At 38.6% G+C, this 14,472-nt stretch carries 16 protein-coding genes and 1 riboswitch; of the genes, 14 read left to right on the top strand and 2 right to left on the bottom strand.

Annotated features, from left to right (window positions below):
• The first annotated feature begins 258 nt into the window (after positions 1 to 258).
• The 3 genes from I2D69_RS18490 to I2D69_RS18480 are packed head-to-tail and all read left to right on the top strand — an operon-like array spanning position 259 to position 2,278.
• Positions 259 to 696: a radical SAM mobile pair system MarR family transcriptional regulator gene (locus I2D69_RS18490; RefSeq protein ID WP_117613248.1), complete on the top strand. Its 438-nt coding sequence runs from the start codon at positions 259 to 261 to the stop codon at positions 694 to 696.
• Positions 693 to 1,382, top strand: a complete 690-nt coding sequence (locus I2D69_RS18485) for a radical SAM mobile pair protein A (protein WP_173716688.1) — start codon at positions 693 to 695, stop codon at positions 1,380 to 1,382. Before I2D69_RS18490 ends, I2D69_RS18485 begins: the two co-directional genes overlap by 4 nt.
• Positions 1,370 to 2,278: a radical SAM mobile pair protein B gene (locus I2D69_RS18480; RefSeq protein ID WP_117920231.1), complete on the top strand. Its 909-nt coding sequence runs from the start codon at positions 1,370 to 1,372 to the stop codon at positions 2,276 to 2,278. The genes I2D69_RS18485 and I2D69_RS18480 overlap by 13 nt, the downstream gene beginning before the upstream one ends.
• A gap of 166 nt (positions 2,279 to 2,444) precedes the next feature.
• Here I2D69_RS18480 and I2D69_RS18475 read toward each other — a convergent pair whose 3' ends face one another.
• Complete coding sequence (locus I2D69_RS18475; RefSeq protein ID WP_195380361.1) at positions 2,445 to 2,798, bottom strand: cupin domain-containing protein; 354 nt, start codon at positions 2,796 to 2,798, stop codon at positions 2,445 to 2,447.
• A gap of 142 nt (positions 2,799 to 2,940) precedes the next feature.
• Here I2D69_RS18475 and I2D69_RS18470 point away from each other — a divergent pair, with 142 nt between their 5' ends.
• Positions 2,941 to 3,273: a helix-turn-helix domain-containing protein gene (locus I2D69_RS18470; RefSeq protein ID WP_072522465.1), complete on the top strand. Its 333-nt coding sequence runs from the start codon at positions 2,941 to 2,943 to the stop codon at positions 3,271 to 3,273.
• A 55-nt stretch (positions 3,274 to 3,328) separates the two neighbouring features.
• Positions 3,329 to 3,865 carry a TIGR00730 family Rossman fold protein gene (locus tag I2D69_RS18465; protein WP_195380360.1) on the top strand — a complete coding sequence of 179 codons (537 nt, stop codon included), beginning with the start codon at positions 3,329 to 3,331 and terminating at the stop codon, positions 3,863 to 3,865.
• A gap of 80 nt (positions 3,866 to 3,945) precedes the next feature.
• On the opposite strand, the gene I2D69_RS18460 is transcribed toward I2D69_RS18465, so the two are convergent.
• Positions 3,946 to 4,383 (bottom strand): MerR family transcriptional regulator, encoded by a 438-nt coding sequence (locus I2D69_RS18460; RefSeq protein ID WP_173719347.1) that lies wholly within the window; start codon positions 4,381 to 4,383, stop codon positions 3,946 to 3,948.
• A gap of 118 nt (positions 4,384 to 4,501) precedes the next feature.
• Between I2D69_RS18460 and I2D69_RS18455 the strand changes: the two genes are divergently transcribed.
• From I2D69_RS18455 to I2D69_RS18415, 9 genes are all read left to right on the top strand, one after another.
• Entirely contained in the window at positions 4,502 to 5,500 is a 999-nt protein-coding gene (locus I2D69_RS18455; protein WP_195380359.1) for an alpha/beta hydrolase, read from the top strand.
• 37 nt (positions 5,501 to 5,537) lie between these two features.
• Positions 5,538 to 5,825: a helix-turn-helix transcriptional regulator gene (locus I2D69_RS18450; protein WP_226841009.1), complete on the top strand. Its 288-nt coding sequence runs from the start codon at positions 5,538 to 5,540 to the stop codon at positions 5,823 to 5,825.
• Between the two features lie 134 nt (positions 5,826 to 5,959).
• A riboswitch (cyclic di-GMP riboswitch) is annotated at positions 5,960 to 6,035 on the top strand.
• A 163-nt stretch (positions 6,036 to 6,198) separates the two neighbouring features.
• Complete coding sequence (locus tag I2D69_RS18445; RefSeq protein ID WP_195380358.1) at positions 6,199 to 9,072, top strand: transporter substrate-binding domain-containing protein; 2,874 nt, start codon at positions 6,199 to 6,201, stop codon at positions 9,070 to 9,072.
• Positions 9,073 to 9,152: 80 nt separating this feature from the next.
• Positions 9,153 to 11,348 carry an ATP-binding protein gene (locus I2D69_RS18440; protein WP_173719345.1) on the top strand — a complete coding sequence of 732 codons (2,196 nt, stop codon included), beginning with the start codon at positions 9,153 to 9,155 and terminating at the stop codon, positions 11,346 to 11,348.
• A gap of 636 nt (positions 11,349 to 11,984) precedes the next feature.
• On the top strand, positions 11,985 to 12,182 hold the full coding sequence (locus tag I2D69_RS18435) for a hypothetical protein (RefSeq protein ID WP_227199271.1): 198 nt from the start codon (positions 11,985 to 11,987) through the stop codon (positions 12,180 to 12,182).
• Between the two features lie 395 nt (positions 12,183 to 12,577).
• A complete protein-coding gene (locus I2D69_RS18430) occupies positions 12,578 to 13,204 on the top strand; it encodes a GNAT family N-acetyltransferase (protein WP_306797052.1) in 627 nt (208 codons plus the stop codon).
• A 39-nt stretch (positions 13,205 to 13,243) separates the two neighbouring features.
• Positions 13,244 to 13,714, top strand: a complete 471-nt coding sequence (locus tag I2D69_RS18425; protein WP_173716680.1) for an LURP-one-related family protein — start codon at positions 13,244 to 13,246, stop codon at positions 13,712 to 13,714.
• A gap of 39 nt (positions 13,715 to 13,753) precedes the next feature.
• Positions 13,754 to 13,972, top strand: a complete 219-nt coding sequence (locus I2D69_RS18420) for an aspartate dehydrogenase (protein WP_118577832.1) — start codon at positions 13,754 to 13,756, stop codon at positions 13,970 to 13,972.
• A gap of 26 nt (positions 13,973 to 13,998) precedes the next feature.
• Positions 13,999 to 14,361 (top strand): YccF domain-containing protein, encoded by a 363-nt coding sequence (locus I2D69_RS18415; protein WP_059086556.1) that lies wholly within the window; start codon positions 13,999 to 14,001, stop codon positions 14,359 to 14,361.
• Positions 14,362 to 14,472 lie beyond the last annotated feature (111 nt).

Here is a 14,472-nt window from a genome sequence, read left to right as displayed (position 1 = left end):
GACTGGAAAATGTTATTCTTATCATAGGCAGTGGAGCTTTCTTAGTTCAGTTGTTTCGTGTGGTAACTTAACAATAATGGATTATGAAAAGTAATTCCACTGCTATTTTAATAAAAATAAAACTGCGCCACAGCCTTGGTAGGCCATCGCGCAGCGATTTTGTTCAATCGGAATTTACTTCTACTTAGACATACAAACTGTTGACAGTAAAACTCCTATATAGTATTATTTGATAAAATACTATATAGGAGTTTTTGTATGAAAATGAATGGCGGATTTCTTGTTACCAAAATAAAACAACTTGGAGATCGAATCTTTGAGAAGATTCTCAGCGAAAAGAATATTGATGCGTTTAACGGAGCCCAGGGGCGTATTCTTTATGTACTGTGGCAGGAAGATGGAATCTCAATCAGGTCACTCTCGATTAAATGTGGATTAGCGATAACTTCTCTTACTACGATGCTGGAAAGAATGGAAAATCAAGGGCTGATAAGACGCGTTCAGTCTGAAACGGACAAAAGGAAAACACTCCTGTTTCTGACTGAAAAAGCACATGCCTTAAAGGACGAATACGATTCTGTATCTGATAAAATGGGCAGTATTTACTACAAAGGTTTTTCGGAGGAAGAAATTACCCAGTTTGAGGAATACCTCGACCGTATCAGAAAGAATCTTGAGGAGTGGCAGAAATCATGAGTATTTGTATCAAAGATCAGATTCAAAACATGAATATCGTCATCGGATGTACAGTGGGGTGTGCATATTGCTATGCCCGCAATAATGTGAAACGCTGGCATATGATTGATGACTTTGCTGACCCTGAATTCTTTCCGGGTAAGCTCAAGATGATGGAAAAGAAACGTCCGCAGAACTTTCTTCTTAACGGCATGAGCGATCTTTCCGGCTGGAAGTCAGAATGGAGAGACGAGGTATTTGAAAAAATCCGTGAAAATCCACAGCATCAGTTCCTGTTCCTTACAAAGCGACCAGATCTGCTGGATTTTGATACAGATTTGGAAAACGCATGGTTTGGTGTTACGGTGACGAGAAAAGCAGAACTGTGGCGTATTGACGCACTACGGGAAAATGTCAGAGCAAAACACTATCATGTTACCTTTGAGCCGCTATTCGACAATCCAGGTTCAGTTGATCTTTCCGGGATCAACTGGATCGTTGTCGGCACCATGACTGGAGTTCAGAGCAGGAAGGTTCATACGGAGCCGGAGTGGGCATGGTCTCTGACAGATCAGGCGCATATGCTTGACATTCCGGTATTTATGAAGGAAGATCTTGTCCCTATCATAGGGAATGAAAATATGATTCAGGAAATGCCGGATGAATTCAATAAAGTGTTGGAGGTACAGAGATCATGGCAGAAGTAATAAATGGAATCCTCATTAATGAGGCGGAAACAAAGAACATCATGACCAAGTCCAGTCTGCCTGTAGGCGGTTACTCGGTCAATCCATATGTAGGCTGTACACACGCCTGCAAGTATTGCTATGCTTCTTTTATGAAGCGCTTTACCGGACACAAGGAGGAATGGGGCACTTTCCTTGATGTGAAGCATTGGCCGGAAATTAAGAATCCGAAGAAATATGCCGGACAGCGGGTGGTCATCGGTTCTGTGACAGATGGCTACAATCCACAGGAGGAGCAATTCGGGAATACCAGAAAACTTCTGGAGCAGCTGATCGGCAGTGACGCAGATATTCTGATCTGCACAAAGTCGGATCTTGTGGTACGAGATATTGATCTGCTGAAGAAGCTTGGACGAGTAACCGTTTCATGGTCGATCAACACACTAGATGAAAATTTCAAGAACGATATGGACTCTGCTTCTAGCATTGAGCGCCGTATCGCTGCTATGAAGCAGGTATATGAAGCAGGTATCCGTACAGTCTGTTTCGTATCTCCGGTATTCCCCGGTATCACGGATTTTGAAGCAATCTTTGAGCGGGTAAAGGATCAGTGCGATCTGTTCTGGCTCGAAAATCTCAATCTTCGAGGCGGTTTCAAAAAGACAATTATGGATTATATCGCCGGAAAATATCCTGATCTTGTACCCCTTTACGACGAGATCTATAACAAGCATAACCGCAGCTACTTTGAAGCACTTGAAGTAAAAGCTGAGGAAATGGCTAAGAAGTATGATTGCCCATTTGTGGATAATGAAATGCCTTATGGCAGAGTCCCGCAGGGACATCCGGTGATCGTAGATTATTTCTATCATGAGGAAATCCGAGGGACAGAGAATACAGGAAAAAGAAATCGTTAATCTAAATGAAAATTAAACTGATGATGGTGGAGAGATTTATTTATCGCCATTTGAAATCGAGAAATTCTTGTTTGAAAAATAGAGAAATTGTAAAATTGAAGAAAAAAGAAATGCACAGTTCTTAGCTTATCGAGAACTGTGCATTTTTGTAAATAAATACTTTTAATTAGCCGATTACGGCGTCCTCTGCTGTAAAATGTTCCAGAGAATTTTCTTTTACCTGAATGCAGATATAAGTAATTCCGGAAATATCGGATGCAAAAAACTGACGCTTTGCAGCAGGTGCAATCTTTAGCCAGTCTCCAGTTGAAAGGCTGATTTCTTCTCCATCAATTATGGCTTTGCCGTTACCTGAAAGAATTCCATAGATTTCTTCATTTTCTTTATGAGAATGAATAAATGGGACATTTGCTCCTGCAGGTAGTTCGTTTAAACTGATTTCTGCACCTGTTAAAGACAACTTTTCATGCAGCTCAATTCGGTTTTCCTTTCCAATAGTTGTTTTTGTGTAATTTGTCATAATGATACCTCCATAGTTGATTTGTAGTTTCGGGTTGATTGGTATTAGTATAGTGTGAGACACATACAAAAACAAGTACGCACCTTTTTGTAACTGTACACTCAAAAATGAATGTGTTACAATAGACTCGGAGGTGAGAATTATGCGAGCAAAAGAAGAATTACCGGAATGCCCAGTTGCAACAGCGGTATCTCTCATCGGAGGAAAATGGAAACTGCTGATTTTGCGTAACTTGAAAGAGCGCCCATGGAGATTCAATGAGCTACAACGAAGTATAGATGGTATTTCACAAAAGGTTTTGACAGATAGTTTAAGGCAAATGATGAGTGATGGACTGGCATATCGCCACGATTACCATGAACAGCCACCGAGAGTTGAATACGGATTAACGGAACTCGGAACAAAAATGCTTCCAATTGTTAATTCACTTGCTGACTTTGGTAACTACTATAAATCACTTATTGAACAGAATTAAGTACGTTAGTATTTGAAAAGCTCGAACAATCGGAAGTTGTAGGAGAAAATTTTTAATGAATATAACAGTTTATCTTGGGGCAAACGAAGGAAATGACCCATGCTTACGGAAAGCAGTTGAGGAATTGGGGGCATGGATTGGAAACAGTGGAAATGCACTTGTTTACGGTGGTTCTAAAGGTGGTTTAATGGGAGCATTGGCAGACAGTGTATTGAAGGCAGGCGGTGATGTTACGGGTGTTGAGCCGATTTTTTTTATTGAAAATGAGTTTCAACATGATGGACTGACAAAACTGATTGTGACTAAGGATATGTCTGAGAGAAAAAACAAAATGATTGAGTTAGGAGAAGCCTTTATTGCCTTCCCGGGCGGCACGGGAACATTGGAGGAAATTGCAGAGGTAATGTCGAAGGTGTCTTTGAAACATCTGGAGGCACCCTGCATTCTCTACAACCTGAACGGTTACTACGATGATTTGAAAGCACTTCTAAATCATATGATTGAAAAAGGATTATCTTCTAACGAGCGACAGGAGGGAATCTTTTTTGTTGAAAATCTGGATGATATAAAGCGAATCTTGAGACGGGCATAACTTATGTTTGCACAGTAAAATGGAGTTGCATTAGCGAAAGACAGAGCACGATCAATTCCAGCTTGAAGAAGAAACAAAAATCATTCATGTCCTTTGTCATATAGTTTCTGTATATTTTTTGGAAGTTTATCAGGTAACATGGCATTTATCGTATCTTCATTACCATCTTTCATTGCTGTTTCATAATACCAGCACTTAAATTTTAAGAGGGAGAGAGTTTTTTGAAGTTCCTGGATTTCAGTTTCAACAGCTGATTTTCTGGCTTCAAATAATTCTTTCCTTTTTTCATAGCTGGCACTGCCTTCAGATACCCAGATAAAAAATTGCTTTATATCTTTGATCTCAAGCCCAGATTTCTTCAGACATTCAATGATACGAAGCGCTTCCAACTCATTATTGCTGAAATAACGGATGTTTCCTTTACGTTCCAGATTAGGGAAAAAACCTTCCTTGTCATAATATCTTAAGGTAGAAACAGGAAGACTAAACATTGCAGAGACCTGACTGATTGTATACATAAAAAACCTTCTTTCAAAATATGCTTGACCTAAAGTTAACTTTAGGTTGTATGATATTTATATCATATACTATTGTTAGTGTAATTACAAGAAATTTTGCATATGGAGGATGTCAAATATGTTAAAAACAGAAGAATTAAAGTTGGTATCTGAATGGGATAAAACTTTTCCACAGAGTGAAAAAGTAGATCATAAGAAAGTGACATTTGTAAATCGTTATGGAATCACACTTGCTGCAGATCTGTATAAGCCGAAAAATGTGTCAGGGAAATATCCTGCGATTGCCGTAAGCGGACCATTTGGTGCAATCAAAGAACAGTGTTCCGGATTATATGCGCAGACGATGGCTGAAAAAGGATATTTAACGATTGCATTTGATCCTTCTTTTACGGGGGAAAGTGGAGGCAATCCAAGATTCATGGCTTCTCCGGATATTAATACAGAAGATTTCATGGCTGCTGTTGATTTTTTTTCTGTTCGGGAAGATGTGGATACGGATAAAATAGGAATCATTGGAATCTGCGGATGGGGTGGAATGGCTCTTAACGCAACTGCATTGGATATAAGAATAAAAGCAACTGTAGCATCTACCATGTATGATATGACAAGGGTAAATGCAAATGGGTACTTTGATTCTGAGGACAGTGAAGAAGCACGTTATGCAAAGAAACAGTCACTGAATGCCCTCAGAACACAAGAATACCGTAAAGGCGAGTATTCCAGAAGCGGTGGTTGTGTTCCACTTCCGGTTCCCGAAGATGCCCCTCTCTTCGTAAAAGATTATAGTGAGTATTATAAAGGCAGATGTTATCATAAAAGGAGCCTAAATTCCAATGATGGCTGGAACAGTATTGGATGTATGTCATTTATGAATCAGCCAATATTAAAGTACAGTAATGAAATCAGAAGTGCAGTCCTTATCGTTCATGGAGAAAAAGCGCACAGTTATTATTTTGGAAAAGATGCTTATGAAAATATGATCAAGGACAGCAAGTACACATCCAATAAAGAGCTGCTGACAATTCCAGGGGCTGTTCATACAGATCTTTACGATAATCTGGATGTGATCCCATTTGATAAAATCCAGAAATTTTTTAAAGAAAACGGGGTTGGTTAATCATGACATTTGAAGAGAAGAAATTGTACAGCTTGCTTTGCCATACGAGATCCTCCTTCAGCATGCCTCTATTGTATCATGCTTATGTGTATTTGGAATTTCCCAGTCATCACTGGGAAGAATCATGGCGCAGGAAAACCTGCCGTCGCTGATCACACTTGAAAAAATATGTACAGCTTTGGGCGTGACATTATCACAGTTTTTTCAGGAAGGTAATTCAGAGAATCTGACAGAAAAACAGAAAGAAGTTTTAAGGATATGGAATAATCTGAGTACAAATGAGCAGGAAACAGTGATGTCAATGCTGCGTGGTCTTCGGAAGTAGAAGAATAGTTCGAGTATATGTATCGGCTGTTCTTTTTTTTATTTTTGTCGTTAAAACGGTAATGTTTTCTTGTGTATACTAGAGCATTAAAGTATAATGAAATCAGTTTTTTTGCATAAGTATTAAAGCTATAATAAGGAAATCGGCAAACCAGATGAAAGTCTGGGACGCAAAGCTACAGGGCCTGTAAAATGGCAGCCAGTTGCATGAAATGAGGTTGCACTGTCTGTTTGGCAGTGCTTTTTTATGGTAGAGCACTTGAATAAGTAATACAGAAGCTGTTTGGAAAAATAGCGGGGAGGTTATTGACAATTAATGAATGTAAAATTAAAATCTGGAAGCAAGCAACTGTAGCCTAGAGGAGGGGAGAAAGATGAAGAAGTGCAAATTAGTACAGAATATAATGAATTTCAAATTTTGTTACATTATATTTTGCACAATTATATGTTTTATTGTTTTATCCGTTCCTACATTTGCCAAAGAAAACTCTGACAATGTTATCCGGGTAGGATCTTTTGAAGAAACTTATAATACCGTCAATGAAAAGGGAGAAAGAAGCGGCTATGGTTATGAGTATCTTCAAGATATTGCAGGTTATGCAGGATGGACATATAAATACATAACAAGTGATTGGAAAAACTGCTTTACACAGTTGGAAAATGGAGAGATTGATATTCTTGGTGACATTTCCTATACAGACGAACGTGCTGAAAATATGCTTTTTTCCGATATGCCTATGGGGGAAGAGAAATATTACATCTATACGGATGCATCCAATATGGATCTTACAGCAGGAAATTTGGATTCTTTTGAGGGAAAAAATATTGGTGTGTCTAAAGATAATATAATGGAGGATGTGCTTAATGAATGGGAATCAAAATATGGTCTGCATACGAAGCATATCAATGTTTCTACAACCACAGAAATTATGGACAAACTGTCGAAACATGAAATTGACTGCTTCGTTTCGGTAGAAGAATCCCGTTGGGAAGAATCGGATATTTCACCGCTTACAAGTATTGGAGAGACAGAAATCTATTTCGCTATAAATCCAGAACGTCCGGATATCAAAGAAGCACTGGATAGCGCTATGCGCAGAATCAAGGATGACAACCCATTTTACACAGATGATCTCTACAGGCGTTATCTTTCTGCACAGAGCAGCTCGTTTCTTTCAAAAGAAGAAAGTGAGTGGATCGGGCAGCATGGTGCAATCCGGATAGGGTATTTGAATCAGGATGGAGGTATCAGCAGTGTAGATCCATCAACAGGTAAACTGAAAGGTGTTATTACAGATTATGTGGATCTTGCAGAAAATTGTCTGCAAGGTCAGACTCTGGAATTTGAATTAAATGGATATGAGACAAGAAGTGAACTGCTTCAGGCATTGCAGGATGGAAAAATAGACCTGATTTTTCATGCAAACCAGAATCCATACTTTGCAGAAACAAATGGATTTGCTTTGTCGGATACGCTGTTGACTCTCAATATGGCAGCAATTACGGCAAAGGATTCTTTTGATGAAAATAAAGAGAATATAGTTGCCGTTGAAAAAGATGATTTTGCATTGAAAGCATATCTTTCATACAATTATCCGCAATGGAAGGTTGTGGAATATGAAACATCAGATGCAGCAGTAAAAGCAATGCAGAAAGGGGAGACGGATTGTATTGTAAGCAATTCAGGTACTGTTTCAGACTATTTGAAAAATAATAAGCTTCATAGTGTTTTCCTGACAAAAGAAGCTGATGTTCCATTTGCTATTCTGCAGGGAGAACCGGTTCTTTTGTCCATTCTGAATAAAACACTGACATCTATGCCTACAACTCAATTTTCAGGTGCAGTAGTTTCGTATAATGCTTCCTTACGAAAAGTTACAGCGAAGGATTTTATTCAGGACAATTTACTGACAGTTTCACTTATCGCTGGAATTTCTTTTTTCGTTGTTCTGTGTATAATTCTTGATTCTTTGAAAAAATCAAAACGTGCGGAAGAAAAATCCAAGAAGTCTGCTGAGCAGGCATTGAAGCTGAATCAGGAGCTTGAAGAAAAACAGCAGGAATTACAAAATGCACTTGTAGAAGCACAGAGTGCCAATAAGGCTAAGACTTCCTTTTTAAATAACATGTCTCATGATATCAGAACACCGATCAATGGTATTATTGGCATGCTTACGATTCTTGAGAAAAGCGGAAATGATGCTGAGCGGGCAAAGGATTGCATGAATAAAATACATGAGTCATCGAAACTGCTACTATCATTGATAAATGATGTTTTAGATATGGCAAAGTTAGAATCAGATACAGTGGTTTTTAGTGATGAATCCATCAATCTGGACCAGGTATGTCAGGAAATCACGGAGTCACTATCTTTTCAGGCAGAAGAAAAAGGACTTCATGTTATAGGAGAACATGATGATTACAGTGGTATATATGTTTGGAGCAATGCAGTTCATCTGAAAAAAATATTGATGAATCTGTTTACAAACAGTATGAAGTACAATAAGGTGAATGGTTTTATTTACATGAGTATGAGAACGATTGAAAGATTAGAAGATCACATGACATGTGAATTTAAAATAAAAGATAATGGAATTGGAATGTCAGAAGAATTTATAAAAAATGAATTGTTTACTCCATTTGTACAGGCAGACAATTCCCCACGTTCTGATTATAATGGGACAGGTCTGGGAATGCCTATTGTGAAACAACTTGTAGAAAAGATGGGCGGAACCATAACAGTTGAAAGCAAGCTTGGTGAAGGAAGCTGTTTTACTGTAATACTTCCATTTAAAATTGATACGAATGCACGGCCAGAAGAAAAAGAAGATTTTGATGCAGATATATCAGATATCCGGGTATTGCTGGTTGAAGATAATGAGCTGAATGTGGAAATAGCAGAATTTATGCTGACGGAAAATGGGGCTAAAGTAGAAACAGTGAACAATGGGTTAGAAGCTGTTCAGCATTTTGAAGCTTCCGAACCGGGAACATACGATGTTATTTTAATGGATGTTATGATGCCGGTGATGGATGGTCTTACTGCTGCAAGAACAATAAGAGACCTGGAACGGCAGGATGCAAAAATAATCCCTATCATTGCTATGACTGCAAATGTATTTAGGGAAGATGCAGAAAAGTGTATGGAAGCAGGAATGAACGCACATCTTGCAAAGCCGCTGGATGCGGAAAAAATTAAGCAGACCATAAGCGAAGAGTTGAGAAAGCAAAATGCCTGTCATAAATGATTATGAGGCAACCGCAGCAATCAGGAGCCTTCCAGATGCATGGGAAAAGCAGACAGGAAACATAGAGAGAGGATTTTGTTATGACAGAAATTAATTTATTTCCGAAGCAACCGCAGTCTGTGACTGTTTTGGTTTTTATAACTGTGCTGATCGTTCTGCTTCTTATCCTGACTGTAATGGTACATATGAGGAACAGAAAACTGAAAAGTACGTTGGAAGAACAGATGGCGGAAAGACGGCTTTTGGATAAGATATGTGCAGATTTTACGGCTGTCTATTATGTTGAATTAAATACCGGTTCCTTTGAAATTCTCCATATAAACGATGGAACCAACGTAAAAAAAATGAATCTGAAACAGGGTGATAATTTCAATTCTTCTGCTGACCAATATGCGGTTCAATATCTGTATGAGAAAGAAAGACAGGAATTTAAGGACTGGATTTCGACAGGGCATCTAAAGGAACAGCTTTCCCGGAAGGAGCGCATTACATACCATTATAGAAGTAAACCGAATCCGAACCAGCATGAATTTTTTGAGGCACAGGCAGCCAAAATATACGAGGATGAGAAACATTTTTTCGCACTGGTGGGTTTTCGGCATATTGATGATATCATGGAAAAAGAAACTACGATCCAGAATCAATTAAAGCAGGCACTGGATGAAGCACGGCTGAGTAATGAAATAATCTCAGCAATTGCTAAGAGTTACTGTTCTATCTACAGGATTGATGTGCAGAAAGATTTTTTTGAAGAGATATCAAATGACAGTGAAATACACAAACTGACAGGAAACAGAGGCAGTGCATCGGAGAAACTGTATCAGCTTTGTGATACAATGGTTGCATCTGAATACCGTTCGCTGATCCGTCCATTTCTGGATGTCTCTACACTTTCAGCAAGATTGAAGACGGAAGAATATATTTCTACAGAATACAGAATGTGTGATGGCAGTTGGCACAGGATGCTTTTTACTGTAAAAAAACGGGATGAGTCTGGAAATGTAACCCATGTTTTATGTACAGTCCGTAGTATCAGCGATTCCAAGAGACGTGAAGAGGATCTTAACTTTGCTGCGGAAGCAGCAAAGCGGGAAGCCGAAATGAAAACAAGGTTTCTGGCAACGATGAGTCATGATATCCGTACACCACTGAACGGTATTATCGGTATGGTAAATATGGGAAATCAGTACGCAGATGATCCACAGATGCAGCAGAAGATCAGAGAAAAGGTAATGGAATCCCTGAAATATCTGGTGTCTCTGGTAAATGATGTGTTGGATATGAATAAACTACAGAGCGGGGATTTGAAGGACCAGCAGCTTTTATTTGATCTGACAGAGGTACTGCAGGAACTGAATCAGATTTATGATGAGCGGGCTGCCAAGAAAGGCATCCGGTATGAGATTGACTGGAAAAATGGTACATACAGTCACAGCACTCTGGTTGGAAACCCGGTATATCTTGGAAGGATTCTGTCGAATATTATGGACAATGCCATAAAATTCAGTCAGTCGGGTAGTGTGCTCACGTTGGGGGTTAAGGAAGAAACTCTGGATGATGACAGAGCAAATTTCACTTTCTACTGTAAAGACCAGGGTGTGGGTATGAGTGAAGATTTTATTGCACATGCTTTTGATATGTTCTCTCAGGAAAGCGAGACAAGCAGATCCAGGTATGAAGGCACCGGACTGGGGCTTGCAATTACGAAGCAACTCGTGGACAGAATGGATGGAAGTATTGAACTGAAGAGCAAAGCAGGTGTCGGGACAACAGTTATTGTAAAAATTCCGTTCAAAATTGGCACACAGGATAAAAACAGTAATTTATCAGATAAGCCAGTAAGCCTTGATGATTATTCGGTAGAAGGCATGCGGGCATTGGTTGTGGAAGACAATGAGTTGAACATGGAAATTTCCAGATGTATACTGGAAGACAGCGGTATGGAAGTTACATGTGCAGTAGACGGGCAGGAAGCAGTTGAAATCTTCGAGAAATCTGCACCGGATTATTTTGGGGTAATTTATATGGATATTATGATGCCGAGGATGAATGGTCTGGATGCGGCAAGGACAATCAGGGAAATGAAAAGAAGGGATGCCAGGAGGGTTCCGATCATTGCAATGTCCGCGAATTCTTTTGCAGAAGACATTATCAACAGCCGGCTGGCTGGAATGAATGTTCATCTTGCAAAGCCACTGGATGCGGAAAAAATGATCATTGCCTTGAAACAATGCATGGCAGATAATAGCGATGTAAAACTGCACGAAGATTTGTAGGAATAAAAAGACAGAGCATATAAAGTTGTTATATGGTCTGTTTTTTAATTCCTTAGAAGAAGCAGGCTGTGAAAATTCATATGTCTTTTTGGGACTGAAATAATTACTTAAATGAAAAACTAATTTCCAGCTGTGGACTATCCCTGTCTGACATTATTAGCAAAATCAATGCAAGGGGAACATAATTAGGATAAAAGCAGACCGGTGGAGAGCAAAATCTCTGCTGGATTTATATATGAGATCAAATCAGAGCATGTGAGAAAAAGTCCAGCTAACATTTGAGTTCCGCTCTGTTGTCACCCCTTATTCGGGGATGTAAATCAGAGAAAAGGCGGGAAAAGAAACAATCTCTCCCAAACCTGCAAACATAAATTGAACAAAATCGCTGCGCGATGGCCTACCAAGGCTATGGCATAGCGATTTTCTTTTTTCTATAACAAAACAGTGGAAAGCAAGTCCTAAAAGTAGTATTGTTAAGTCACCACAACGAAACAATCAAACAGGATCGACCTTCCCACTGCCTATGAAAAGAATACCACCCTTCCGCTTGGTTGGCAAGCGGTTTTATGACCCAAATGCATCTCCATATAAAGCAGTGTTCCGGATAACTACTGATTTTATATGGAGGATTTTATTATGTATGAAAAATATTTAGAACAGCTTGAGGAAGCCGGAAAAATCCGTAACCTTAAAGAACGTTCCATCAACTGCTATAAAAACTATGTCTCTTATTTTCTGAAATATCAGAATAAGAATCCTGAAGAGACACAAAAAGCTCACTTTATGCCGGAATCTCCTCGGATGCAAAAAATATCTTTCAAAGCTCAGGGATAAGGAGATGCCAGAAATATTGAAACAGCTATACGGGATAAACATCTATGTATGTAAATCCTGCGGTGGACATCTTGGAAAACCACAACTGAGAATACCGCAAAGGTGTTAAAATCCAAATCTTTTATATGTTTTCTAAGCCTCAAAATCCTGAGGTTTAATTGTTATACCTATTTATCTGAAAATTCTTGATTTCTGTAGCGTCTGCACAGGAAATCCTGTATAATCATGGATAAGAACAAAAGATTAAAAGTCCATAGGTAGTAGCTACTCGGACGCTCACTTTGTTCAATTAGGTCAAATCGAAAATGGAGTAAACGAAGGGGCAGTTCACTGAAATGTCGAAACTGCTTTTTCGTTTACTCCATCATCGATTCTAACCTAAAGAATTGTCTTAATTGGATAAATCGAAATTGAATACTGAAGGGATATATTTTAAAATGATACTAGAAACTGAAAGATTAATTTTAAGAAAGTGGACGCAAGATGATGCAGAAAGTTTGTTTACTTATGCAAAAAATCCAAAAGTAGGGCCAATTGCCGGATGGCCTCCTCACAAGGATATCGAATCAAGTAAATATGTTATTGACAATATTTTCACCGGAGCAGAATGCTATGCAATCTGTGAAAAAGAGAATAATGTTGCAATAGGAGCTGTTGAACTAAAACTAAACGGACATACAGATATGACAGATAGAGATGATGAATGTGAACTTGGTTACTGGTTGGGAGAACCATTCTGGGGCAGAGGGTATATGCCAGAAGCGGCATATGCGCTTATGAAACGAGGATTTGAAACGCTTGAAATGACTACAATATGGTGTGGCTATTATGACGGAAATAAAAAGTCCAAAAGAGTACAGGAGAAACTTGGATTTATTTATCATCATACTTGCGATGAGGTTCCAGTACCATTGCTTAATGAGGTAAGAGTTGGCCATACAAATGTCATAACAAAAGAACAATGGAAAAGCCATACACAACCTGATGGAAAAATCCACGTAGCCAATATCGAAGAAGTGTAAAGAACCAATTATATCTGTTGGAGAGAGCGGTGAAAAGTTATGAAGTTATTATTTAAACAAAGGCTATTTTCATGGTTTGACAGCTATGATATTTATGATGAAGCAGGCAACACTGTTTATGTAGTAAAAGGTCAGTTGTCCTGGGGACATAAACTTGTAATTTATGATGCCTATGGAAATGAAGTAGGAATGGTTGTTCAGAAAGTACTTACTTTTCTTCCTAAATTTGAGATTTATAAAAATGGCAGTTATATTGGATGCCTGAGCAAAGAATTCTCATTCCTGACGCCACATTATAATATTGATTACAATGGATGGCATATTGATGGAACCATTATGGAATGGAACTATAGCATTCTTGATCGAAGCGGTTATTCAATTGCACGGGTTAGTAAAGAACTGTTTCATATGACTGATACATATGTTATTGATGTGCAGGATCCAGGAAATGCGTTGGATGCGCTGATGTTTGTACTGGCAATCGATGCAGAAAAATGTTCCAGAAATTAATAGTTAATCTTGTTTCTGTAATTATTCGGAGGATGAAGTATGGGATTATTCAAAAAGAAAATCATGAAAAAAACATATGACCGAGAACATATGAAACCAGTTATTCGTGCAAGTATTTGTACCGGAGAAGAAGTAGCAGGGTTCAAAGACATACGGACCGGAAAAATCGAAGAAATCATGCTGATCAGATCGCCGGAGGACTTAGAAAAATTTAAAGAGATATATGAGATAACAGAGGAAATTGCAAAAGAATATTAAACATTGGATAAGGAGGATGTATTGTCATGAGAACTATAGGTAATATTCTTTGGTTTATATTTGGAGGATTACTGGGTGGACTGGCATGGATTTTTGCAGGATGCATATGGTGTATTACAATTATTGGAATTCCGGTAGGTCTGCAATGCTTTAAATTTGCAACCCTGGCATTCTGGCCGTTTGGAAAAGAAATCGTATATGGAAATGGCATGTTTTCGTTTCTGGTAAATCTTATATGGATTATATTTTTTGGATGGGAAATGGCACTTGGAAACCTGATAGTTGGTTGTATATGGTGTATTACGATAGTTGGAATTCCATTTGGAAAGCAGTTTTTCAAGATGGCAAGACTCTCTTTCATGCCATTTGGTGCGAGTGTGATAGGATAAAAGAAAAAATAAAAAAGAATTTGTTTAATTGGATAAATCGTTAAGGAAAGAATCGAAGGTGGTGCAAACGAAAAAGCAGTATTAAGATTTTTCACTAACTGCCCTTTCGTT

Origin of the sequence: Ruminococcus sp. D54t1_190329_F1, from assembly GCF_015551645.1 — a bacterium.
Classification (GTDB): Bacteria; Bacillota; Clostridia; order Lachnospirales; family Lachnospiraceae; genus Blautia_A; species Blautia_A faecis.
The sequence above is the reverse complement of the archived record's forward strand: the minus strand, read 5'-3'. Positions and strand labels throughout refer to the sequence as shown.